At 60.4% G+C, this 23,079-nt stretch carries 18 protein-coding genes; 17 read left to right on the top strand and 1 reads right to left on the bottom strand.

Features of this window, described 5'->3' with window-relative positions; genetic code table 11:
* Window positions 1-131: 131 nt before the first annotated feature.
* The 16 genes from glnE to BLU37_RS04815 all read left to right on the top strand — a co-directional run bounded on the left by glnE (window position 132) and on the right by BLU37_RS04815 (window position 19,106).
* The gene (glnE, locus tag BLU37_RS04890) at window positions 132-3,071 is read left to right on the top strand and encodes a bifunctional [glutamate--ammonia ligase]-adenylyl-L-tyrosine phosphorylase/[glutamate--ammonia-ligase] adenylyltransferase (RefSeq protein WP_090202763.1); all 2,940 of its coding nucleotides are present in this window, start codon (window positions 132-134) and stop codon (window positions 3,069-3,071) included.
* Window positions 3,072-3,177: 106 nt separating this feature from the next.
* Window positions 3,178-4,212 (top strand): lipopolysaccharide heptosyltransferase II, encoded by a 1,035-nt coding sequence (gene waaF, locus BLU37_RS04885; RefSeq protein WP_090202760.1) that lies wholly within the window; start codon window positions 3,178-3,180, stop codon window positions 4,210-4,212.
* A gap of 1 nt (window position 4,213) precedes the next feature.
* On the top strand, window positions 4,214-5,275 hold the full coding sequence (gene rfaC / locus BLU37_RS04880; RefSeq protein WP_090202757.1) for a lipopolysaccharide heptosyltransferase RfaC: 1,062 nt from the start codon (window positions 4,214-4,216) through the stop codon (window positions 5,273-5,275).
* Window positions 5,275-6,399 carry a glycosyltransferase family 4 protein gene (locus BLU37_RS04875; RefSeq protein WP_090202754.1) on the top strand — a complete coding sequence of 375 codons (1,125 nt, stop codon included), beginning with the start codon at window positions 5,275-5,277 and terminating at the stop codon, window positions 6,397-6,399. The genes rfaC and BLU37_RS04875 overlap by 1 nt, the downstream gene beginning before the upstream one ends.
* Window positions 6,396-7,202: a lipopolysaccharide core heptose(I) kinase RfaP gene (rfaP, locus tag BLU37_RS04870; protein WP_090202751.1), complete on the top strand. Its 807-nt coding sequence runs from the start codon at window positions 6,396-6,398 to the stop codon at window positions 7,200-7,202. Before BLU37_RS04875 ends, rfaP begins: the two co-directional genes overlap by 4 nt.
* A complete protein-coding gene (locus tag BLU37_RS04865) occupies window positions 7,202-7,936 on the top strand; it encodes a lipopolysaccharide kinase InaA family protein (protein ID WP_010450389.1) in 735 nt (244 codons plus the stop codon). Before rfaP ends, BLU37_RS04865 begins: the two co-directional genes overlap by 1 nt.
* The gene (locus BLU37_RS04860; protein ID WP_090202749.1) at window positions 7,933-8,685 is read left to right on the top strand and encodes a lipopolysaccharide kinase InaA family protein; all 753 of its coding nucleotides are present in this window, start codon (window positions 7,933-7,935) and stop codon (window positions 8,683-8,685) included. The genes BLU37_RS04865 and BLU37_RS04860 overlap by 4 nt, the downstream gene beginning before the upstream one ends.
* Window positions 8,685-10,139 (top strand): lipopolysaccharide kinase InaA family protein, encoded by a 1,455-nt coding sequence (locus BLU37_RS04855; RefSeq protein ID WP_090202746.1) that lies wholly within the window; start codon window positions 8,685-8,687, stop codon window positions 10,137-10,139. The genes BLU37_RS04860 and BLU37_RS04855 overlap by 1 nt, the downstream gene beginning before the upstream one ends.
* A gap of 170 nt (window positions 10,140-10,309) precedes the next feature.
* Window positions 10,310-12,067: a carbamoyltransferase family protein gene (locus tag BLU37_RS04850; protein ID WP_019360957.1), complete on the top strand. Its 1,758-nt coding sequence runs from the start codon at window positions 10,310-10,312 to the stop codon at window positions 12,065-12,067.
* Complete coding sequence (locus BLU37_RS04845) at window positions 12,051-13,181, top strand: glycosyltransferase (RefSeq protein ID WP_090202743.1); 1,131 nt, start codon at window positions 12,051-12,053, stop codon at window positions 13,179-13,181. Before BLU37_RS04850 ends, BLU37_RS04845 begins: the two co-directional genes overlap by 17 nt.
* The gene (locus tag BLU37_RS04840; RefSeq protein WP_090202739.1) at window positions 13,181-14,077 is read left to right on the top strand and encodes an antimicrobial resistance protein Mig-14; all 897 of its coding nucleotides are present in this window, start codon (window positions 13,181-13,183) and stop codon (window positions 14,075-14,077) included. Before BLU37_RS04845 ends, BLU37_RS04840 begins: the two co-directional genes overlap by 1 nt.
* A gap of 10 nt (window positions 14,078-14,087) precedes the next feature.
* Window positions 14,088-15,497 carry a PIG-L deacetylase family protein gene (locus BLU37_RS04835; protein ID WP_090202736.1) on the top strand — a complete coding sequence of 470 codons (1,410 nt, stop codon included), beginning with the start codon at window positions 14,088-14,090 and terminating at the stop codon, window positions 15,495-15,497.
* A gap of 57 nt (window positions 15,498-15,554) precedes the next feature.
* Window positions 15,555-16,439, top strand: a complete 885-nt coding sequence (locus tag BLU37_RS04830) for a DUF6625 family protein (protein WP_090202734.1) — start codon at window positions 15,555-15,557, stop codon at window positions 16,437-16,439.
* The gene (locus BLU37_RS04825; protein WP_090202731.1) at window positions 16,436-17,590 is read left to right on the top strand and encodes a glycosyltransferase; all 1,155 of its coding nucleotides are present in this window, start codon (window positions 16,436-16,438) and stop codon (window positions 17,588-17,590) included. The genes BLU37_RS04830 and BLU37_RS04825 overlap by 4 nt, the downstream gene beginning before the upstream one ends.
* Window positions 17,587-18,471, top strand: a complete 885-nt coding sequence (locus tag BLU37_RS04820; RefSeq protein ID WP_090202728.1) for a glycosyltransferase — start codon at window positions 17,587-17,589, stop codon at window positions 18,469-18,471. Before BLU37_RS04825 ends, BLU37_RS04820 begins: the two co-directional genes overlap by 4 nt.
* 14 nt (window positions 18,472-18,485) lie before the next feature.
* Window positions 18,486-19,106: a CatB-related O-acetyltransferase gene (locus tag BLU37_RS04815; RefSeq protein WP_090202725.1), complete on the top strand. Its 621-nt coding sequence runs from the start codon at window positions 18,486-18,488 to the stop codon at window positions 19,104-19,106.
* 49 nt (window positions 19,107-19,155) lie between these two features.
* On the opposite strand, the gene BLU37_RS04810 is transcribed toward BLU37_RS04815, so the two are convergent.
* Window positions 19,156-21,015 carry a bifunctional O-antigen ligase/aminoglycoside phosphotransferase family protein gene (locus tag BLU37_RS04810; protein ID WP_090202722.1) on the bottom strand — a complete coding sequence of 620 codons (1,860 nt, stop codon included), beginning with the start codon at window positions 21,013-21,015 and terminating at the stop codon, window positions 19,156-19,158.
* Between the two features lie 155 nt (window positions 21,016-21,170).
* On the opposite strand from BLU37_RS04810, the gene msbA reads away from it, so the two are divergent.
* Complete coding sequence (msbA, locus tag BLU37_RS04805) at window positions 21,171-22,976, top strand: lipid A export permease/ATP-binding protein MsbA (protein WP_090202719.1); 1,806 nt, start codon at window positions 21,171-21,173, stop codon at window positions 22,974-22,976.
* Window positions 22,977-23,079 lie beyond the last annotated feature (103 nt).

Raw genomic sequence — 23,079 nt, 5'->3', positions numbered from 1 at the left:
GCTCGCTTGATGTTGGCTGCCAAAAAAAACCGATTATCAGCTATTTCCAACTTTTGTTCGACACTCCTTTCCGGGACGTATCTCTCCTCCTCACCGTTAGCGGCTGCTCGTTCGCCGATCAAGGATAGACCATGAGCCTACCTGCACTGGCCGTTTTGCCGGCTATTCTCCAGCCTTTTGCCAGCAGGGCCGAGCAGTCGTTCCGCGCCGCCGTTGCCGCGCTGGATGACGACCATGGTCTGGCCGGCTGGTCAGCCGAGCGCTGGGCCGATTTCGCCCGGGTCAGCGCCGCCAGCGACTTTTTTATTGAACAGGCGGTTCGTGACCCTTTGATGTTGCTGGAACTGGCGCAGTTCGGCGACCTGGACCGGGCCTTTGCGCCTGGGGAACTGTGTGGACAGATCGCTGCGGTGGTCCAGCAGGCCGAAAGCGAGGATGAGCTGGGACGGGTATTGCGCCGTCAGCGCAATCGCCAGCAGGTGCGAATCATCTGGCGCGACCTGACTCGCCAGGCAGATTTGGTGCAGACCTGTCGCGATCTTTCCGACATGGCCGATGCGAGTATCGACCAGGCCTATCAATGGCTGTACCAGCGGCACTGCCAGCAGTTCGGCACACCGACCGGTCGGCGCAGTGGCGAGCCGCAGCAGATGGTCATCCTCGGCATGGGCAAGCTCGGTGCCGTGGAGTTGAACCTGTCCTCCGACATCGACCTGATCTTCGCCTACCCGGAAGGTGGCGAGACCGTCGGGGTGAAGCGGCCGCTGGATAACCAGGAGTTCTTCATCCGCCTGGGGCAGCGGCTGATCAAGGCGCTGGATCCGATCACCGTCGATGGTTTCGTCTTCCGGGTCGACATGCGCCTGCGCCCCTATGGTTCGGCGGGGGCGCTGGTGCTGAGTTTCAACGCGCTGGAACAGTATTATCAGGACCAGGGGCGCGACTGGGAGCGCTACGCGATGATCAAGGCACGGGTGGTGGCCGGCGATCAGGTGGCCGGCGCGCAGTTGCTGGACATGCTGCGGCCGTTCGTCTACCGGCGTTACCTGGATTTTTCCGCGATTGAAGCGCTGCGCACCATGAAGCAGTTGATCCAGCAGGAAGTACGCCGCAAGGGCATGGCGGAGAATATCAAGCTGGGTTCCGGTGGTATCCGCGAGGTCGAGTTCATCGCCCAGGCGTTCCAGCTGATTCACGGTGGACGCGACCTGAGCCTGCAGCAGCGGCCGTTGCTGAAGGTTTTGGGAACGCTTGATGGCCAGGGCTATCTGCCCTCGGCGGTGGTTGCCGAGTTGCGCGCGGGCTATGAATTCCTGCGTTATACCGAACACGCGATCCAGGCAATTGCTGATCGCCAGACCCAGATGCTGCCTGATGGCGAAAAGGATCAGGCGCGTATCGCCTTCATGCTCGGCTTCGACAACTGGGCGGACTTTCATGGGCAACTGATGCACTGGCGTGGCCGGGTCGACTGGCATTTCCGCCAGGTCATCGCCGATCCGGACGAGGATGAGAGCGAGCAATGCCAGGTCGCAGTGGGGGGAGAGTGGTTACCCTTGTGGGAAGATGCCCAGGACGAGGAGGCGGCCAGTCGCCAGTTGCACGAAGCCGGTTTCAAGGACGCGCCCAAGGCGCTGAAGCAATTGGCGGTATTGCGTGCCAGCCCGCAGTTGCGGGCGATGCAGCGGCTCGGTCGTGAGCGTCTCGATGCCTTTATCCCGCGGCTGCTGGCCCAGGCGGTCGAGCATGCCGATCCGGACCTGGTGCTGGAGCGTGTGTTGCCGCTGGTCGAAGCGGTCGCCCGGCGTTCGGCCTACCTGGTGTTGCTCACGGAAAACCCCAGTGCCCTGCGCCAGTTGCTGACGTTATGCGCGGCCAGCCCGTGGATTGCCGAACAGATCACCCGCTTCCCGATGCTGCTCGACGAATTGCTCAACGAAGGTCGTTTGTTCAAGCCGCCGCTGGCGCCGGAGCTGGCGGCCGAGTTGCGCGAGCGCCTGACGCGGATTCCCGAGGACGATCTCGAGCAGCAGATGGAGGCCTTGCGCAATTTCAAGTTGGCGCACCGGCTGCGTGTCGCGGCTTCGGAAATCTCCGGCAGCCTGCCGCTGATGAAGGTCAGCGACTACCTGACCTGGCTCGCCGAGGCGATCCTGGAGCAGGTGCTGGCCCTGGCCTGGCGTCAGACCGTGAGTAAATACGGTTCGCCGCAGCGGGCCGACGGCACCTTGTGCGATCCCGGCTTCATTATTGTCGGTTATGGCAAGGTGGGCGGGATCGAATTGGGGCACGGTTCGGACCTGGACCTGGTGTTCATCCATGATGGCGACCCGCATGCCGAGACCGATGGGGCCAAGCCTATCGATACGGCGCAGTTCTTCACCCGCCTGGGGCAGCGGATCATTCACCTGCTGACCACCCAGACCAACTCCGGCCAGCTCTATGAGGTGGACATGCGCCTGCGGCCGTCCGGTGCTTCCGGGCTGTTGGTGAGTTCCCTCGGTGCCTTCGAGCGTTATCAGCAGAGCGAGGCCTGGACCTGGGAGCATCAGGCGCTGATCCGTGCCCGGGTGCTGGTGGGTTGCCAGGACGTCGGGACGGCGTTCGAGAGGGTTCGGGCGGCGGTGCTGGGGCGCGAGCGGGATCTGCCAACGCTGCGTCAGGAGGTCAGCGAGATGCGCGCGAAGATGCGCGACAACCTCGGCAGCAAGGCGACCGCAGCCGGTAAAGCGGCCAATGCTTTCGACACGACGGCGCCGTTCGACCTCAAGCAGGATGCCGGAGGTATCGTCGATATCGAATTTATGGTGCAATACGCGACCTTGGCCTGGTCGAAAGAGCACCCGGCGTTACTGCGTTACACGGATAACATCCGCATTCTAGAGGGGCTGGAACAGGCCGGGTTGATCCCCGCGACCGACGCCGGCCTGCTTCGCGAGGCCTATAAGGCCTACCGTTCCGCTGCCCATCGCCAGGCCCTGCAGAAAGAGGCCGGCGTCATCGGTGGCGACCAGTTCCTGGTGGAACGGCGCGACGTGATGCGGATCTGGGCTGAGCTGGGACTAAGCTAGGGTCTGAACGAAGCCCGTTGCAAGGGCAGTTTCGTACAGAACCTGGGACAGCCATGAGCAAAGACCGGGGAGGCTACAGGCCTCCCTGATCGTTTCCGGAATATTTATGAAAATTCTCATCGTTGGGCCCAGCTGGGTCGGTGACATGGTGATGGCTCAGACACTGTTCCAGTGCCTGAAACAACGCCACCCGCAGTGCGAGATCGATGTGCTGGCTCCCGAGTGGAGCCGCCCGATTCTCGAACGCATGCCCGAAGTTCGTGCGGCCTTGAGCTTTCCACTCGGTCACGGCGTACTCGACCTGGCGACCCGGCGCAGGATCGGTAAATCCCTGAGTGGCCAGTACGATCAGGCGATTCTCTTGCCCAACTCGCTGAAGTCGGCACTGGTGCCGTTTTTTGCCGGCATCCCCAAGCGTACCGGCTGGCGCGGCGAGTTCCGCTACGGTCTGCTCAATGACGTGCGCAAGTTGGACAAGGAACGTTATCCACTGATGATCGAGCGGTTCATGGCCCTGGCCTACGAGCCGGGTGCCGAATTGCCGACGCCTTATCCGCGTCCGCGCCTGCAGATTGAACCGGCCAGTCGTGAGGCGGCATTGAGCAAGTTCGAGCTGGCGCTCGATCGCCCCGTGCTGGCCCTGTGCCCAGGGGCCGAATTCGGCGAGTCCAAGCGCTGGCCATCGGAGCATTACGCGAAAGTCGCCGAGATGAAGATCCGCGAGGGCTGGCAGGTCTGGCTGTTCGGTTCGAAGAATGATCATGCGGTAGGCGAGGATATCCGTCAGCGGCTGATTCCCGGGCTGCGCGAAGAGGCGGTGAACCTCAGTGGCGCCACGTCGCTGGCCGAGGCGATCGATCTGCTGTCCTGTGCCGACTCGGTGGTGTCCAACGACTCGGGGCTGATGCATGTGGCTGCGGCCTTGAATCGCCCGCTGGTGGCGGTCTATGGCTCGACATCGCCGGGTTTCACGCCGCCGCTGGCTGACCAGGTGGAAATCGTCCGCCTGGGCCTGGAGTGCAGTCCCTGCTTTGAGCGCACCTGCCGTTTCGGTCACTACAACTGTCTGCGCCAACTGTTGCCGACGCCTGTGAGTGAAGCCTTGCAGCGCCTGCAGGGCGCTCCGGTCGAGGTCCAGTAACTTGCGCGTATTGCTGGTCAAGACATCCTCCCTGGGGGACGTGATTCATGCCCTGCCGGCGCTGACCGATGCGGCCCGGGCGATTCCCGGCATCCGTTTCGACTGGGTGGTCGAGGAAGGTTTTGCCGAGATCCCGAGCTGGCACCCGGTAGTGGACAAGGTGATTCCGGTGGCGGTCCGCCGCTGGCGCAAGAACCTCTGGCAGACTTTCAAGAGTGGTGAGTGGAAACGCTTCAAGCAAAGCCTGCGCGCGAACCAATACGACCTGGTGATCGATGCGCAGGGTCTGGTGAAAAGCGCGTTCCTGACCCGTTATGCGAAAGGACCGATTGCCGGCCTGGACAAGCATTCGGCCCGTGAGCCGCTGGCCAGCCGTTTCTATTCCCGGCGTCTGGCCGTTGCCCGGGGTCAGCATGCGGTCGAGCGGGTGCGCCAGTTGTTCGCGGTTGCCCTGGGCTACGATCTGCCCAAGGGGCTGGGCGATTATGGGCTCGACGTCGAGCGCCTGGTGGAGTTGCCACGCAAAAATCCGTTCGTGCTGTTTCTCCACGGTACCACCTGGGACACCAAGCACTGGCCGGAAAGCTATTGGCGGGAGCTGGCCCAGCGTATGGGACAGTTGGGTGTCGAGGTGCGCCTGCCCTGGGGCAATCCGGTCGAAAAGGCGCGCGCCGAGCGTATCGCCCGTGGTCTGAGAAATGCAGTGGTGCTACCCAAGCTGAATCTGGCCGGTGTGGCGAAGGTGCTCGCCGGGGCCAGTGCCTGTGTCGCCGTGGATACGGGGCTCGGCCACCTTGCTGCAGCACTGGATGTGCCGACCGTATCGCTGTTTGGCCCGACCAACCCTGGGCTCACCGGTGCCTATGGCAAGTCGCAGATTCACCTGGCGAGCAACTTCCCTTGCGCACCCTGTCTGCAAAAGAAATGCACGTATGTGCCGACCACCGAAGACCAGCAGCGCTTCGACCTCAAGCGTGAATGGCCATTGTGCTTCACGCGCCTCAACCCCGAACGTGTCGCCAGTCGGCTGAGCGCGTTGTTACTGGCCGAGGAGCGGCATTGATGCAACTGGCTTTTGTCCTGTACAAATATTTTCCGTTCGGCGGCCTGCAGCGCGACTTCATGCGTATCGCTCTGGAGTGCCAGCGGCGCGGCCACCAGATCCGTGTCTACACGTTGATCTGGGAGGGCGATATTCCTCCGGACTTCGAAGTGTTGGTGGTGCCGGTCAAGGCGCTGTCCAACCATCGCCGCAACGAGAAACTCAGCGCCTGGATGGAGGCCGATCTGGCCAGGCGTCCGGTCGACCGGCTGATCGGCTTCAACAAGATGCCGGGGCTGGACGTGTACTACGCCGCCGACGGCTGCTTCGAGGACAAGGCGCAAAACCTGCGTCATTCGCTGTACCGTTTCTGGGGGCGCTACAAGCACTTCGCCGAGTACGAGCGGGCGGTGTTTGCCCGGGATGCGAAGACCGAGATCCTGATGATCTCCGAGGTCCAGCAGCCGCTGTTCATCAAGCATTACGACACGCCGCTGGAGCGCTTCCATCTGCTGCCTCCTGGGATCGCCCAGGATCGGCGCGCGCCGGCCAATGCGGCCGAGATCCGCGCCGAGTTCCGCCGTGAGTTCAAGCTGGCGGACGACGATTATCTGCTGGTGCAGATCGGTTCCGGGTTCAAGACCAAGGGGGTCGATCGTAGCCTCAAGGCCTTGGCGGCATTGCCTGCGGAACTGAAAAAACGCACCCGGCTATTTGTAATCGGCCAGGACGACCCCAAAGTATTCCAGGTGCAGAGTGCTGCGCTGGGGTTGGGCGAGCACGTGCAGTTTCTCAAGGGGCGTAGCGATATCCCGCGCTTCCTGTTGGGCGCCGACCTGCTGATTCACCCGGCCTATAACGAAAATACCGGTACCGTGCTGCTGGAAGCCCTGGTGTCCGGCTTGCCGGTGCTGGTCAGTGCGGTCTGCGGTTATGCCCATTACATTGCCGAGGCCGATGGCGGCCTGGTGCTGGACGAGCCGTTCGAGCAGAACCAGCTCAATCAATATCTGAACCGGATGCTGTCCGATGGGGCGGCGCGCACGGCATGGAGCCGCAACGGTCTGGCCTTCGCCGAGACGGCCGACCTCTATAGCATGCCGCAGCACGCTGCGGATGTGATTCTGGCGGAGCAGCATCGATGAAGTTGATCCTTGCCGAACCCTTCAAGAGCCTCTGGGCCGGACGCGACGCGTTCGCCGAGGTCGAGCGCTTGCAGGGCGAGGTTTACCGTGAGCTGGAGGCGCGTCGGACCTTGCGTACCGAGGTCGCCGGTCATGGCTTTTTCGTGAAGATTCATCGTGGCATCGGCTGGGGCGAGATCTTCAAGAACCTGCTCACCGCCAAATTGCCGGTGTTGGGCGCGGGGCAGGAGTGGCGGGCGATTCAGCGCCTGCAGGCAGCTGGCGTGCCGACGATGACCGCTGTTGCCTATGGTGAGCGCGGCAGTAATCCTGCGGGTCAGCACTCGTTTATCGTCACCGAGGAACTGGCGCCGACGATCAGCCTCGAAGACTTCAGTATCGACTGGGTCCGGCAGCCGCCGGAGCCGCGACTCAAGCGCGCGCTGATCGCCGAAGTGGCGCGCATGACCGGCATGATGCACCGCGCCGGAGTCAATCATCGCGACTGCTACATCTGTCACTTCCTGCTGCATACCGACAAGCCGGTCACGGCCGATGATTTCAAGCTCTCGGTGATCGACCTGCACCGGGCACAGACCCGCTCGGTCATCACCCGGCGCTGGCGTAACAAGGATCTGGCGGCGCTGTACTTCTCGGCGCTGGAGATCGGCCTGACGCGTCGCGACAAGCTGCGTTTCCTGCGTGATTATTTCCAGCAGCCGCTGCGACAGATCCTGCGTGATGAAGCCCCTCTGCTGGCCTGGCTGGAAGGCAAGGCCGAGCGGCTTTACCAGCGCAAACAGCGCTATGGGGATGCGCTCTGATGTCGGGTTGGAAACTGGAACCCGAATACGCTGCGTTGGCGGATGATTTCGGCAGCCTGGAGGCGGTGTTCGCCCTCGAAGGCGAGCGCCTGACGCGTGACCCGTTGTCCGAGGTCATCCGGGTCAAGCGCGAGGGGGTCAATTATTACGTCAAGCGTTACAGCGGTGCAGGCAAGGGCATGCGCCGTTATGTCGGCAAGCCACGGGTCAAGTCCGAGTGGCAGAACCTCAAGCGTTTCGCCAAGTGGGGCATCCCGACCGCCGATGTCGTCGGTTGGGGGCTGGAGCGTCGTGGTGCGGCCTATCATCGCGGGGCCATGATTACCCGCGAGTTGCCCAATACCGAGGATATGTCTGCTCTGGCCAACCGCAACGACCCATTGTTGCGCGATCGTGCCTGGGTCGATGGCGTCAGCCGGCAGTTGGCGCATTACACGCGTATCATGCACGATCAGCGTTTTACCCATAACGATCTGAAGTGGCGCAACCTGCTGGTCGATGACCAGGCTCGGCTGTTCCTGATCGATTGCCCCAATGGTGAGTTCTGGCGCGGTTTCTGGCTGCGCTATCGGATCACCAAGGACCTGGCCTGTCTGGACAAGGTTGCCAAGTATCACTTGTCGGCTACCCAGCGGCTGCGGTTTTACCTGCAGTATCGCCAACGTACACGCCTGAATGCTGCAGACAAGAGGCGCATTCGCCACGTGTTGAGATTTTTCGAGGGACGGGAATGACCGACTTCCTGGCGGCTGTCGACCGCCCATTGCTCGAGCGCCACGGGCTCGGCAATTTCGATGCGCTGTGGAACAAGGCGCTGGATGCGGTGGATGAGCCCAACACCAGCGGTGGTGGCTGGAGCAGCGTGTACCGACTGGAGTTGGAAGGGCATGGGTATTACCTCAAGCGCCAGAGCAATTATCTGACGCGCTCCCTGCACCGTCCCCTCGGAGAGCCGACCTTCTCTCGCGAGTTCCGTAATATCAACCGCTACCAGCAGTTGGAGATTCCAGCGTTGCAGGCGGTGTTCTTCGGTGAACGTGTGGTGAAAGGCGAGCGTCGGGCCATGTTGTTGACCCGGGCGCTGGATGGCTGGAACGATCTGGATTCTTTGCTGGAGCAGTGGTCGCAGTTGGCGCCGGCACAGCGCCAGGCAATCCTGCGTTGCTGTGGCCTGCTGGCCCGGCGTCTGCACGGGGTACGGCAGATCCACGGCTGTTTCTATCCCAAGCACATTTTCCTGCAAGAGGCGGCGGACGGTTACCAGGCGCAGTTGATCGACCTGGAAAAGACCCGGCCATTGCTGTTCGGTCAACGTGATCGGGTTAAGGATCTGGAGCCTCTACTGCGTCGGGCGCCGGTCTGGAGTGAGGCCGATGTGCGCTCCTTGCTGGCAGCCTATCTCGATCAGCCGGTGGACAGTTCGTTGGTGGATGCCTGGCTGCAGCGTCTGGGCGCACGGCGTAGCAAGAAGGGGAGTCGTTGATGCATCTCTCCGAGTTGAAGTCTGCCGGGCGTACGCCGGTCCTGCCGTTGAGCATCGAACTGGCGGATGCCGCCGGTCCCGCGCAATTGCAATTGCTCAGTCTGTTGCGGGTGTTGCCTGGCCAGCGTTATGTCGGTGCCGGGGTCTGGCGGGGCCGCACAGTGTTGGCCAAGTTGCTGGTAGGCGGCAAGGCCGCTCGGCATTTCCAGCGGGAGCTGCAAGGTGTGCGTCTGCTCGCTGAACAGGGACTGACCACGCCGCTGTTGCTGGCTGACGGCCTGAAGGAAGGCGAGGGCGGCTGGCTGCTCTTCGAATTCCTGGAGGGTGCCGAAAGCCTGGCTGACGCCTGGAAACAGGTCGAGGCGCTACCGGTCCTGGCTGATGAGCAGCAGCAGGTGTTGGGAGAGGCCCTGAGCGCAATTGCGCAGATGCACGGCAAGGGTTTGTGGCAGGAAGACCTGCACCTGGACAACCTGCTGCGTCATGACGGCAAACTGCACCTGATCGATGGCGCGGGGATTCGTGCCGAAGAAGCGGGCAAGCCGTTGTCCCGGCAGAAAGTGCTGGAAAACCTCGGGGTGTTTTTTGCTCAGTTGCCCCGGCACTTTGAACCCTTCATCGAAGAATTGCTGGTGCACTACCTGCTGAGCAACGCCGAGCATGCCTTGCCGTTGGAAGCCTTGCTCAAGCAGGTCGAAAGAATCCGTGGCTGGCGCCTGAAGGACTTTCTCGGCAAGGTCGGGCGTGAATGCACCTTGTTCAGTGTGCAGCGCGGAGCGTTCGCCTTGCGCGCGGTGCGTCGCGAGGAAGAGGCGGCCATGCTGCCGGTATTGGCCCAGGCCGATCGCCTGCTCGACCAGGGTCACCTGTACAAGACGGGCGGCGCGGCCAGTGTCGGTCGAATCGAGACAGACACTGGCCGCACGCTGCTGCTCAAACGCTACAACATCAAGGGTTTTGTCCACTGGCTCAAGCGTTTCTGGCGCCCCAGTCGTGCCTGGCATTCGTGGCGCGAAGGCAATCGCCTGGCGTTTCTGGGAATTGCCACGCCCAGACCGTTGGCGGTGTTGGAAAAGCGTTTTTGCGGGTTGCGGCGCCAGGCCTATCTGGTCACCGAGTATCTGCCGGGGCCGGATATCATTGAGCGCTTTGCACCCTATGTCGATAACGGCGCTGTGCCCGAGGCAGAGTTGCAGGCGCTGGATCAACTGTTTGCCGATCTGATTCGCGAGCGCATCAGCCATGGCGATTTCAAGGGGCATAACCTGTTCTGGCACGAGGGGCGCTGGACGCTGATCGATCTGGACTCGCTGCGCCAGCATCATTCTGCAAGCAGCTTTGCCCCGGCTTATGCCCGTGATCGTGCGCGGTTCATGCGCAACTGGCCTGAGAGCAGTGCGTTGTATCAGGTCATAGACGGGCGGCTGCCCAAGACTCCCGAACCGGCCAATTGACCGTGTGATCGCCGCGAGCCCTTGCTGCGCGGCGATCGGCTTGCCGCTAGAGGCTTGTCGCCACTTTTACGCTATAATCCCGCCCTTTAGCTGTTTCTCGCCCCTTGCGAGGACACATTTTCTCAAGGCGCATCGCCGCCTGCATGCAGACTTAAAGAGGCTAGACCCCTGTGGCATTGACGATTCTTGGCCTGTCCGGCGCCCTTAGCCATGATCCTTCCGCAGCCCTTTACATCGACGGCAAGCTGATTGCGGCCGCCGAAGAAGAGCGCTTCGTACGCGATAAACATGCAAAGAACCGCATGCCCTATGAATCGGCGAAGTTCTGCCTGGAGCAGGCAGGCATCAAGCCGTCCGATGTCGATGTGGTGGCGATCCCGTTTGCCCCGATCAGCCTGTTCGGCAAGGCTCGCTGGCACTACGCCAAGCGTTACTGGTACGCCCCGGATCGCGCCCTCGATGCGATCCTGATGGGCAACCGTCGCTACAAGCGCTATCGCAATAAAATCGTCTGGTGCCTGGAGCAACTGGGCTTCGATCCGAAAAAGATCAAGATCGAGCCGGTCGAGCACCACCTGGCCCACGCGTCCAGCGCCTATCACTGCTCCGGTTTCAAGGAGAAGACCGCGATCCTCGGGATCGACGGCAAGGGTGAATACGCCACGACCTTCTTCGGCTACGGTGAAAACGGCAAGATCCACAAGATCAAGGAGTTCTTCGATCCGGACTCCCTGGGCGGCCTGTATGGCGCGATCACCGAATTCCTCGGCTTCGAAATGCTCGATGGCGAGTTCAAGGTGATGGGCATGGCGCCTTACGGCGATGCCAGCAAGTACGACTTTTCGCGTCTGGCCTCTTTCGAAAATGGCGAACTGGTGATCAACACCGACTACGCCAACGTCATCGGTCTGCGCCGCTACAAGGAAAAGGGCAAGGGTTTCTACTTCTCGCCGAAGCTGATCGAGTGGCTGGGGCCCAAGCGTGAAGGCGATATCGCCGATGAGCCATACATCCACTATGCGGCCAGCATGCAGGCGCTGTTCGAGAAGCTCGCGCTGCAGATGATCGACTACTATCTGGGCGACGTCCTCAAGGAAACCGGCAAGCTGGCCTTCGCTGGCGGCTGTGCGCTGAACGTCAAGTTGAACCAGAAGATCATCGCCCGTGATGACCTCAAGGAGCTGTTCGTCCAGCCGGCGTCCGGCGATGCCGGTACGGCGGTCGGCGCGGCAGCCTACGTGTCCCACGCCCGCGGTGTGCCGGTGGAGAAGATGGAGCACGTCTACCTCGGCCCCGCCTACAGCAACGAAGATGTGATCGCGGCCTGTGCCCGGCACCCGAATGCGCCGAAGTGGCGCAAGCTGGACAATATGCCGGAGCAGATCGCCAGGATCATGGTCGACGGCAATCCGGTAGCCTGGTTCCAGGGCCGTATGGAGTTCGGTCCGCGTGCCCTGGGCGGTCGCTCGATCATCGGTTGCCCGAGCGTCGCCGGTGTGGCGGACCGGATCAACCACCAGATCAAGTTCCGCGAGCGCTGGAGGCCTTTCTGCCCGTCGATGCTCGACACCGTTGCGCCGCAGATGATCAAGATCGATCACCCGGCGCCGTTCATGACCTTCACCTTCGAAGTGGCCGAGGAGTGGAAAACCCGTGTGCCGGAAGTCGTCCACGAAGACGGCACTTCCCGTGCCCAGGTGCTCAAGCGCGAATACAACCCGCGCTACTACGACATGATGAAGGCCCTGGAAACACTGACCGGCAACGGCGTGTCCCTGAACACCTCGCTGAACCGTCGTGGTGAGCCGATGATCTGCTCGCCGACCGATGCGCTGAACATGTTCTTCGGCTCCGACCTGCAGTACCTGATCATGGAAGATATCCTTGTGGTCAAAGACGGCGCGGATGCTTATGACACGCTCGGCTGAGCGCCATGTGCTGCAGTTCTGTCATGGGTATGACGGGCCGTTTCTCGATTGTGCCCGTCAGTACGCCAGCCTGTTCCGGGGTACCGGCTACCGCGTGACCACGGTGTTTCTCACCGGGGTCGCCGATGCGGAGGTCGCCGCTGGCTGTGCTTCGGATGAAGTGCTGTTCATGGAGTACAGTTCCAAGGCGATTCGTGGTCTCAAACTCGGCGCTATCGGCGATCTGCGCAAGATTGCTACCTCGCGCGACTTCAGCTTCTGCATCGCCCATCGTTTCAAACCGATCTATATCGCCTTGCTCGGAACGGCGCTGCCGGTTATCGGTGTGCACCATGCGTTTGGTGATTATGCTCGTGGTAGTCGTAAGCTGTTCGCTCATCTATTTCGCAAGCGCCTGAGCTTGCTCGGTGTCTCCGATGCCGTGCGTGACGACATGCGCCAGTGTTTGCCGAAGTGGCCAACCGAGCGGATTCGTACACTCTATAACCGCATCGACATCGATGCGCTGCAAGCCTCGCAGCTCTCGACGACTGAAGCACGTGCGGCCCTTGGCTTGCCGGCCGATGCCTGGATTGTCGGCAATGTCGGCCGACTGCATCCGGACAAGGACCAGGCAACCCTGATTCGTGGATTTGCCCAGGCGCTGGAACGTCTGCCGAACAACAGCCGGTTGGCGATTCTCGGGACGGGACGCCTGGAGCAGAACTTGAAGGCATTGGCCGTTGAACTTGGGATTGCCGAGCATGTGTTGTTCCTCGGCCAGGTCCCGGACGCGCGACGTTATTTTCGTGGCTTCGACGTGTTTGCGCTGAGTTCCGATCACGAGCCGTTCGGTATGGTACTGCTCGAAGCCATGGCTGCCGGTCGACCGTTGTTGGCTACCGCCTGTGGTGGCGCAAAGGAAGTAGTCGAAGGCGTGGGGATCCTTTTCCCGCTCGGCGATGTCGAGCATCTGGCCCAAGGGCTTCAACACCTGGCTGCGCTGGACGACGAGCAGCGTGCGTCCTGCGCTGAACGGATGCTGGCGCGGCTGCATGAGCGGTTCTCGGACGAAGCGGTCCGCGAGAACTTCTGGCACCTGCCGCATGTCACCGACCTGGTAGCGGAGGCCTGATGCTCAACCTATTCCAGGGTTGGCGCGAGCGTGGCTGGTCGGTGGTGGATGCCGCGACCTACAACGAAGCCTGGCAGCGTTTCGGCGGCAGCGTTGCGACGCACCCGTTGGTAGTCGAGCGTTTGGCTGGCTTGGCCGGCATTGCGGTGCGCTACCTGGCTTTCGAGCAGGGCGGTGAACTTAAAGCCGCGATCCCGACTTGGGGGCGTGATCTGGCGCTGTCCAAGGACGTGCTCAAGCGTCAGGGCAAGAAGGGCCTGTTTGATCTGGGCAATGCCGAGCTGATTCTGCCTGCGGCGGTAGGCGCGCTGGCGCCTCTGCGCCATCGGGGTCGTTATCTGTCCGAGTTGAACGCTAGCCGTTTCAGCGGCCTGCATGCGCAAGCCGAACAGTTGGCAATGGCTCGCTCGCCAGAAGATCTGTCGAAGAAGTTCCGCTATAACCAGCGCCGTGAACTGCGTCTGCTTGAAGAGGCAGGAGGTGCGGTACGGCCGGTGACCGAGTTTTCCAGTGCCGAACTGGCGGCGATCTATTGCGACCTTTTTCAGCGCCGCTGGGGTTTCGCCGCGACCGGCGCTGCACGCATGGCCGAGGTCGTCGAGCTGCTGCGCGAGTTTCTGATCGGCTCGGTGATCTTCCTCAATGATGCGCCGATCGCCGTGCAGTTGATCTACCGCGTCGAGGCGCCCGAGTGGATCAGCATCGAGTACATCAATGGCGGTGTCGATCCCGAAACTCGTGCATTCAGCCCCGGCAGCGTGCTGAGCTTCCTTAATACTCAGAGTGCCTGGGAAGATGCTCGGGCGCTGGGCAAGGCGCTGCGCTTTTCGTTCGGACGCGCGGACCGTGAGTACAAGGATCGTTGGTGCAACCCCGTGCCAGTATTCAAGGTATGAGCCTCAAGGTATGAGTCGTAAACAGCAGTTGCTAAAGCGTCACCGACGTAACAAGCGCCTGGCGCTGTTGATGGGTCTGGTTCTGCTGGTCGCAGTCGGCGTGCTGCTGGCCTGGTGGTTGCCGCCGGTACTCGCTCTGTTGGCCTGGGTTGCCCATGAAGCCTGGTTTGCCGATCACCTGTTCTACGCGCCGGGCGACGACTATCAATATGCCTTTCCCGAGGGCAGTGAACAGATCGCGGCTCGTTTGGAAGGTGGCTTGTTGAAGCTGGACGGGCTTGTGGAGCTGGCCGGCGATGAAACCCTGATCCTGGCGATCAGACTCAAGAGCCGTTGGCTGGGACGTTTCCTCGATCCGGTCATTGAAATCCAGGGGGCGCAATCGACCGACCGCCAGACCTTCGAGCGCGGCGTCAATGGTTTGCGTTACCTCAACCTCGGCGGCTTCGCCCCGGCATTGGTCGCGGGTTCATTGCGCTTGCGCGGGCGTTTCTGTCGCTGGCTCGGTGAGCCGGTCCTGTGGGTGTTCCGTCAACCGGACCTGCGTCGACAGCGAGTGATGGTGATTGCTCCCCATGCCGACGATGCCGAGCTGGCCGCCTACGGTTTGTACAGTCAAGCCGACGAAACCTGGATCGTGACCCTGACCGCAGGTGAAATCGAGGCCAAGCACTACCAGGCGATGGGGCTGCCCCGTGCCGAGGCTGCGCGGCTCAAGGGCCGGCTGCGGGCCTGGGACAGCATCGCGGTGCCGCGCTGGGCCGGTGTGTCGCAGGCTCATTGCGTGCAGCTCGGTTACTTCTGCCTGCAACTGCCAGCCATGCAGGCTGCGCCAGACCAGCCAGTGGCGTCCCGCGAGGCCGAGCTGGAGGATATCCGCCTGTTTCGCCAATTCAATCCGTTCGCCTTGCCGGCCGACCGGGATGGCGTGCCCAGTTGGAACAATCTGCTGGCCGACCTGCGCGAACTGCTGAGTCGTGCTCGACCGCAGATGATTGTGTTGCCGCATGCCTCTCTCGATCCGCACCCGGATCATATCTGTGCCCAGGCTGCGGTGATGGAGGCTTTGGAGGGGCTGGAATGGCAGCCGACGACGTTGTTGGGGTATGCCAACCACCTGCATGACAACGACCGCTGGCCCATGGGCGATTCGGGAGCAGGTGTCGCCCTGCCGCCGGTCTTCGATGCGCAACCAATGCAACCCTACTGCTTGTCACTGTCTCTGGAGCAACAACGCGACAAGGCCATGGCGTTGGGCATGATGCATGACCTGCAGCCGCGTGCGCCGTTAAAGCGTCGGCTGCGCCGTTCGATACAGTGGCTTCTGGCTCGTAGGGTACAATCCCCCTACGGCGAGAACGAGTTCTTTCGCAAGGCAGTCAGGCGGCATGAGCTGTTCTGGTTGCTCAAGCGTTGGTAGCTCCGTCCCCAGGCATAGTATTGCCCTGGCGTTACAGAAACCTACAGTGAGTTATCAATGGCTGATCCAATCCCGCGTATTCTTTTCATTATTCCGTACTTTGGGTCCTGGCCATTCTGGATGCCGTTCTTTCTGGAAAGCTGCCGGCACAATCCGGACATCGACTGGCTGCTGTTCAGCGATTGCGGGATACCGGAGAACACGCCGCCCAATGTCACTATCGAGAGTATGAGTTTTGGCGATTATTGCCAGCATGTTTCACGTCGACTCGAGATCGATTTTGCACCCAAGGCGGCCTACAAACTCTGTGATATCAAACCAGCTCTGGGTTATATCCATGCTGACCGGCTGGAAGGCTATGACTTCTGGGCGTTTGGCGACATTGACCTGGTATACGGCAACTTGCGCGAGTATTTCACCGCCGAGCGCCTGGCCGGTTACGATTTGTTTTCCACTCACGAAAGGCGGGTCGCGGGACATTTATGCCTGATGCGTAATACCAAGCGCAAACGTGAGGTCTTCATGCGGATCAAGAGCTGGCGCGAACGTTTTACCGATCACGAGCATCATGCGCTGGATGAGGGTGCATTCAGTCGTATTTTCCTGTGGCGAAAGAACTTCCCCAAGCCGCTGTTCAATCTGGTGGGTAAATTCAATCCCTGGCGGCGGCGCAGTGAATTCACCGAGTGCTTCAGCACGCCTGGTGGCGTGATCAAATGGCACGATGGGACTTGTGATTTTCCGCATCGCTGGCACTGGCGTAACGGTCGCCTGACCAACGATCGAGATGGTGATCGCTCCTTTCCATATTTTCACTTTGTGTGCTGGAAGCGCAATGAGTGGTCCAGGCTACCTGAAACCGATCCCGGGCAACTCCAGTTGCTGGCTCGGGAGTTGGCGTGGACCATTGATGCGACAGGGTTTCAGCGGGGAGATTTATGAGTCAACGTTTCAAGGTCCTGCAACTGCAGCCGGACTATAACGTCAAGTCGCACGATTTTGCCGACTTGGCAGAACAGATCGTCAAGGCCCTGCCTGTCGAGCGCTTCGAGGTTACGGCGGCGTTCCTGCGTGGACGCCCCGGTCAGGGCGAGGCCGTGAGCCGGGCTGATCACTCCGTCTACTTCGAGTTCTCCGACAGCTCCCTTAAAGGCATGCGCCTCAGGGCCATGTGGCAATTGTACAAATTCTGCCGTCGGGAGCAATTTGATGTAGTGGTGTGCAATCGCTTCAAGCCGGTCAACATGTTGTTGCAACTCAACCGCTGGTTGAAGATTCCCCTGTGTATCGGTATCTCCCACGGTTTTGGCGAGTATGACCGGTTCTATCGGCGTCGGCAGGCCCAGAGTCTGATCGACAAGAGTTGGCGTTTCGTTGGTGTTTCGCCTGCAGTGAAGCAGTATCTGCTGGACTGCCGCTGTGGTTTCACCGACGCCAACACCTATGCGATCACCAACGCAATCGATATCCAGCAGGCCGAGGGTCTGCAGCATTCGCGCGAACGGGCCCGCGAGTTATTGGGGCTGTCACCGTCGGCGCGTCTGGTCGGTGCGCTGGGGCGCCTGGTGCCGGTCAAGGGGCACACTTACCTGCTGCAGGCCTTTGCCGCTCTCAAGGACAAATATCCCGACACCCAGTTGGTGATTATCGGTGCCGGTCGCGAGGAGGCACGTTTGCGAGAGGAGATCGACCGCCTCGGTCTTGAGGGACGCGCCCACCTGCTCGGTTTTCGTGAGAACGCCTTGCAGTATGTACGTGCCTTCGATGTCTGGACCATGCCTTCCCTCGCCGAGGGCCTTGGCTTGGCACTGCTGGAGGGGATGAGCGGGCACTTGCCGGTCATCGCATCCAGTGTTCCGGCCATGTTGCCACTGATTCAGGGCGCCGATGGCCTGGCGGTGGAGCCGGCCAATGTACCGGCCCTGAAGGCAGCCCTGGACAACTACCTCGGTCTGTCGGACGAGGCTCTGCGGGCCAAGGGCGAACAGAGCTATCGCTATCTGCAGGATCAACACGATATCGAGGTATTCCGTCAGCAATACCTGGAGTTGATTGAATCAGGCCTGGCTCAGGCTGGTAAGGAATATCCATGACAGACGCCCAGCCCCTGGTGACGGTGATTATCGCCTCGTACAACCACGGTCCCTACATTGAGCAGAGTATTCTCAGTGTGCTCAACCAGACTTATCCGAACATCGAGTTGCTGGTGGTCGATGACGGCTCCACCGATGACAGCGTCGAACGTATTCGTCGTCTGCAGGCGGAGCATGGTTTCGATTTTCAGGTCCAGAAGAACCAGGGCCTGACCAACACGCTCAACGGTGCGATTGCGCGTTCCCATGGCAGTCTGATTGCGCCATTTGGTTCCGATGACATCATGCTGCCCGAGCGCATCGCCATTCAGGTCGCCCACATGGATGGCAAGCCCGAGGTGGGGATCTGTGCGGGCAACATCGAATTGATCGACTCCGAGGGCAATCTCTTCCCGGAGAAGCGCCAGCGTCGTGACGTGCCGTTTCGCCGTCTGGATTTCGACGATATGTTCCTTGAGCGCAAGCCTTATCCGCCAGCGCCCACCTTGCTCATCCGTCGCGAGGCGCTGAATAAGGTCGGCGGGTTCGACCCGCAGATCCGGCTTGAGGACTTGCTGATCGAGCTGAAGATCACCCGTGCCGGTTACTTTATCGATGGGCTTGGTGTGCTGATGGCGCGTTATCGCAAGCACGCGACCAACTCCTACAAGAATCACCGTTTCATGATCGACAGTATCCTGCGCACCTATGCGTTGTTCAGCGATCATCCACTGTATGAACAAGTACGTTACAAGTTCCTCAACTCGATGTTCCTGAAAACCTCCAACCGTGATCGCAAGCTGGCTCGCGAGCTGTTGGCGCAGATCCCGTTCAGGGCCTGGACGGGGAAAACCTGGAAGGCTCTGGCACGGTTGTACTTTTCCCCGCTGGAAAAAAATTGAGCGGAGCTTGAGGTATGGGCTGGATTCAGCGGTTTTTCGAAAAGCGGGCCAAGCGGGCGATCCGCAAGTTGCCGAAGATCGAGCGTGGAGCTGTTCGTTTCAAGCAGCGTTATCCCGATTATGGCTTTGGTCAGGGAAGTTATGGCTTGCCTCAGGTCCATGACTGGCAGGAAGGTTCGACCCTGAATATAGGTGCCTATTGCTCTATTGCCGAAGGGGTGCAGATCTTTCTCGGAGGTCATCATCGCGCCGACTGGGTGACAACCTTTCCGTTCCCTGCCATGGTTTCGCAGGCCTCGCATATCAGCGGCTACAGCGGCACTCATGGGGACGTGACGATTGGCAACGATGTGTGGTTGTGCTCCAACTGCACGCTGTTGTCCGGCGTCACAGTGGGAACCGGAGCGATCATTGCGGCGGGTGCCCTGGTGACCCGTGACGTGGAGCCTTATGCGGTGGTGGGGGGGAATCCGGCTCGCTTCCTGCGCTGGCGTTTTCCCGAGGAGCAGCGTCAGGCCTTGCTGGCCAGTGCCTGGTGGGATTGGCCGCAAGAAGAGCTGTACGGTTTGGCCGACAAGCTGTGCAGCGAAGATATCGAAGGATTTCTGGCGTACGCCCGGCAACGCCAGTGCTGATTTGCGCAAGCAGTCGCAGCACCCTGGGCGGTGCTGCGTCGAGAGCCCATCAGGCCTTGGTGGCCAGTGTCAGGAGTTGTGCCTCCTTGCGCAGGCAGGTGGCTGAATGATCGGAGGCTGTCGAAGCATAACCCTTGAGTAGCGCTGGTAGCTGCTCTTCAAAGAGCCATCCACGATCCTCGCGGTAACGCTGCATATGACGCAGGTTCCGCTGGCGCAGTGCTTGCCTCAGAGGTGAGGGGTAGACTCGCATGTCAGCCAGGTCGATCAGGCCGAACTCACCATCCTCCAGCAGCAGGACGTTGCCCAGGTGCAGCGAGCGGAAATAGACCCCGCGCTCGTGCAGTTGCCCCAGAAAGCTGCCGAAACGCTCAATCAGTGCTTCACGTACTGCTCCAGATCCTACCGATTGAAGCACCTGGCGTAGCGTCTGGCCTGGTAGCGGCTGGTAGTGCACGGCGGTGCTGCCACCGTTGAGGTGATAAAGGTCGAGAATCTCCGGGGTCGGAATGCCGATAGCACGCAAACGGTCGCTGTTGACCGCGAAGCGTTCCGACTGTGGATAGAAACTGCCGGAACTGTAGAACCGGCGCGAGCGAAAGAGCTTCAGGTATTCTCCGTTCTGCAGGCACAAAACCTTGGGACCCAAGCCGTCCTCTTCGATGATTCGAGAGTCGCGGGTCAGTTCCGCAAAGGTGGCCGCATCCAGCGCCCGTACGTGCCTGTCCAGCAGACGCCAGGTGCGGCGAGCTACGGTCAGGGCGAGAATCAGCGCCAGAGGTACCCAGAGCAGATACCAGTGTTCTTTAGGACGTGACAGCGTGCCGCCGCCCTCGGTAAGTCCGGCGCCTATGCCGAATACCAGCCAGCTGGAGGCCAGGATGAATAGTGGTTGTGCGCGTTGTCGCCAACTGCTCAAGAGACCCCAGCCAAGCATGAAGGCCCAAGGCAGGAAGCCGATTATCCCCGCATAGAAGAACACACCGAGGGCAAAGTTGTGGGGTTCGCTCAGGTTGTAGCCGGTTCCGGGATCGATGCTCAACTCGGCGTTGTAGCCGTGTCCGATCCAGGGGTGGAGGACGATCTGCTCCAGGGTCATGCGCCACAGTTCGAAGCGGAACGAGTTGCCACGTTCGAAAAGCATTTCGGAAAAAAAGCTGAAGACTACGATGCCACATGCCAGCATCGTTCCCAGAACCAGCAGTGAACGACGGTTCCAGCAGATGAAGCTCAACCACAGGGCTGCGAGGGTAAGCGCGACGAGAGGGGTTCGCGAACCGGTGGCGACAACAGCGCAGAACATGATCAGCAGCGCCGGCAGGCTCAGCAATAGCGTCTGCGGGCGTTTGCAGAGCATGCTCAGACTCATCCAGTAAACGCAGAAAAAGCCGAATACATGGGAACTGAGCAGCGGGTTGTCGAAAGCGCCGGCACCGACCATGCGTAGTTCCGGCGTGTGGGTTCGCCAGAATATGTAGAGATTGTACAGGGTGGCGCCCAGGCCGATGAGGGCCGCGCAGAACAGCAGCGGTTGCAGGCTGTCCGGTCGGTAGCGCACCAGCAGGGTGCAACCGATGAACAGCATCAGAGTATGTAGCGGCGGCTTGGTGTCGCTCCAGGCATCCGGTACTGGCGGGCTCCATAGCAGACTCAGGATCGTCCACACGACGAACGCCAGGATGGCGATGAACAGCGGTTCGCGTATTAGCTCCTTGAGCTCTCGTGGCCGTATGAGCAGGGCGATCAGGGCCGGTGCGCTGAACAGCGCGTAGTAGATCTTGTGATGCATGCTGCGACCCGGCAGAAAGAACATGTCGCTTAACAGCAGCAGGTAACCCAAGGGCAGCAGCCACAGGCAGATGAAATCGAACACTCGATTGGAGGCGTTATTCAAGCCACTGAAATGCATGCTAAAAATCATTCCGAAAGATGAAAGGCCATACTAACTTACTGGCTATTTAATGTCGTCTACCGGGTCGGCAGGGGCTTGGAGCCAAGTGGTACTCAGTACAACAGAGAAGCTGTGCTAAAGTCAGCCTCCTTTTTCAATTACCGCCGCGTGACATGACCGAATCCAGTCTCTCCGCAAGCCCGTCTAGCTTGAAAGTCTACTTCCGCCTGCTGGGCTATGTGCGACCTTACATAGGTCTGTTCTCGCTCAGCATCGTCGGGTTCCTGATTTTCGCTTCGACGCAGCCCATGCTGGGTTACATCCTCAAGTATTTTGTCGATGGCCTGTCCAATCCCGAAGCCGCGCTGTTCCCCAACGTGCCTTATCTACGTGACCTGCAATTGCTGCAGGCCGTGCCGCTACTGATCATCCTGATTGCCGCATGGCAGGGGTTGGGCTCATACCTGGGGAACTACCTGCTGGCCAAGGTCTCCCTCGGTCTGGTTCACGACTTGCGGGTTCAGTTGTTCAACAACCTGCTGACACTGCCAAACCGTTACTTCGACCAACATAACTCTGGCCATCTGATTTCACGTATCACCTTCAACGTCACCATGGTCACCGGGGCGGCCACGGATGCGATCAAGGTCGTGTTTCGTGAAGGCATGACGGTGATTTTCCTTTTCGTCTCGCTGTTGTTCATGAACTGGCGTCTGACACTGGTCATGATTGCCATCCTGCCGCTGATCGCGGTAATGGTGCGTACGGCAAGCAAGAAATTTCGCAAGCAGAGCAAGAAAATCCAAGTGGCGATGGGGGATGTGACCCATGTAGCCTCCGAAACCATCCAGGGTTATCGCGTTGTTCGCAGTTTTGGTGGAGAAACCTACGAGCAAAAACGTTTCCTGAATGCCAGCCAGAGCAATACCGATAAGCAACTGCGCATGACCCGTACTGGCGCTATTTATACGCCGATGCTGCAGTTGGTGATCTACATTGCGATGGCAGTACTGATGTTCCTGGTGCTCTATCTGCGCGGTGACGCCTCGGCGGGCGACATGGTCGCCTACATCACGCTGGCGGGTCTGCTGCCAAAACCAATCCGCCAGTTGTCTGAGGTCAGTTCGACCATCCAGAAAGGTGTAGCGGGTGCCGAGAGCATCTTCGAACAATTGGATGTGGCCCCGGAAGTGGATCACGGCACCGTCGAGCGGGATGTGATCGAGGGGCGGTTGGATGTCCGTAACCTGAGTTTTACCTATCCGGGGACCGAGCGCCTGGTGCTGGACGACATATCGTTCAGCGTCGAGCCGGGTCAGATGGTCGCGTTGGTAGGGCGCTCCGGTAGTGGCAAGTCGACCCTGGCCAGCCTCATTCCACGCTTCTATCACCATGAGCAGGGCGAAATCCTGCTGGATGGGTTGGAGATTGAAGAGTACCGCCTGCTGAATCTGCGTAGACATATCGCCCAGGTGACCCAGCACGTCACGTTGTTCAGCGATACGGTTACCAACAACATCGCCTATGGCGATCTGGCGGGTGCGCCTCGCGAGGAAATCGAGAAGGCTGTTCGCGACGCCTACGCGAAGGATTTCATTGATCAGTTGCCCAAGGGGCTGGATACCCAGGTCGGCGAGAACGGCGTCCTGCTGTCTGGTGGTCAGCGCCAGCGTCTGGCCATTGCCCGTGCCCTGCTCAAGAACGCGCCACTGTTGATTCTCGATGAGGCTACATCGGCACTCGACACCGAATCCGAGCGGCACATCCAGGCCGCGCTGGACAAGGTCATGAAGGGGCGCACCACCCTGGTGATTGCCCACCGTTTGTCGACCATCGAGAAGGCCGACCTGATTCTGGTCATGGATCAGGGACGTATAGTCGAGCGGGGTAGCCATTCCCAGTTACTGGAAAAGAACGGCTACTACTCACGCCTGCATGCCATGGGACTGGATGAGTCGACTTCAGCCGGGATCGCGTGAGTCATACGCCCGGGAGTGAGATATCACTCTCGGGTCGGGTCGGCGTGCAATGTGTCGGAATTTTGTATCTAAATATTTACACAGCTTGACCATCGTTAAATAT

The organism is Pseudomonas asplenii (genome assembly GCF_900105475.1).
Taxonomy (GTDB): domain Bacteria; phylum Pseudomonadota; class Gammaproteobacteria; order Pseudomonadales; family Pseudomonadaceae; genus Aquipseudomonas; species Aquipseudomonas asplenii.
The sequence above is the reverse complement of the archived record's forward strand: the minus strand, read 5'-3'. Positions and strand labels throughout refer to the sequence as shown.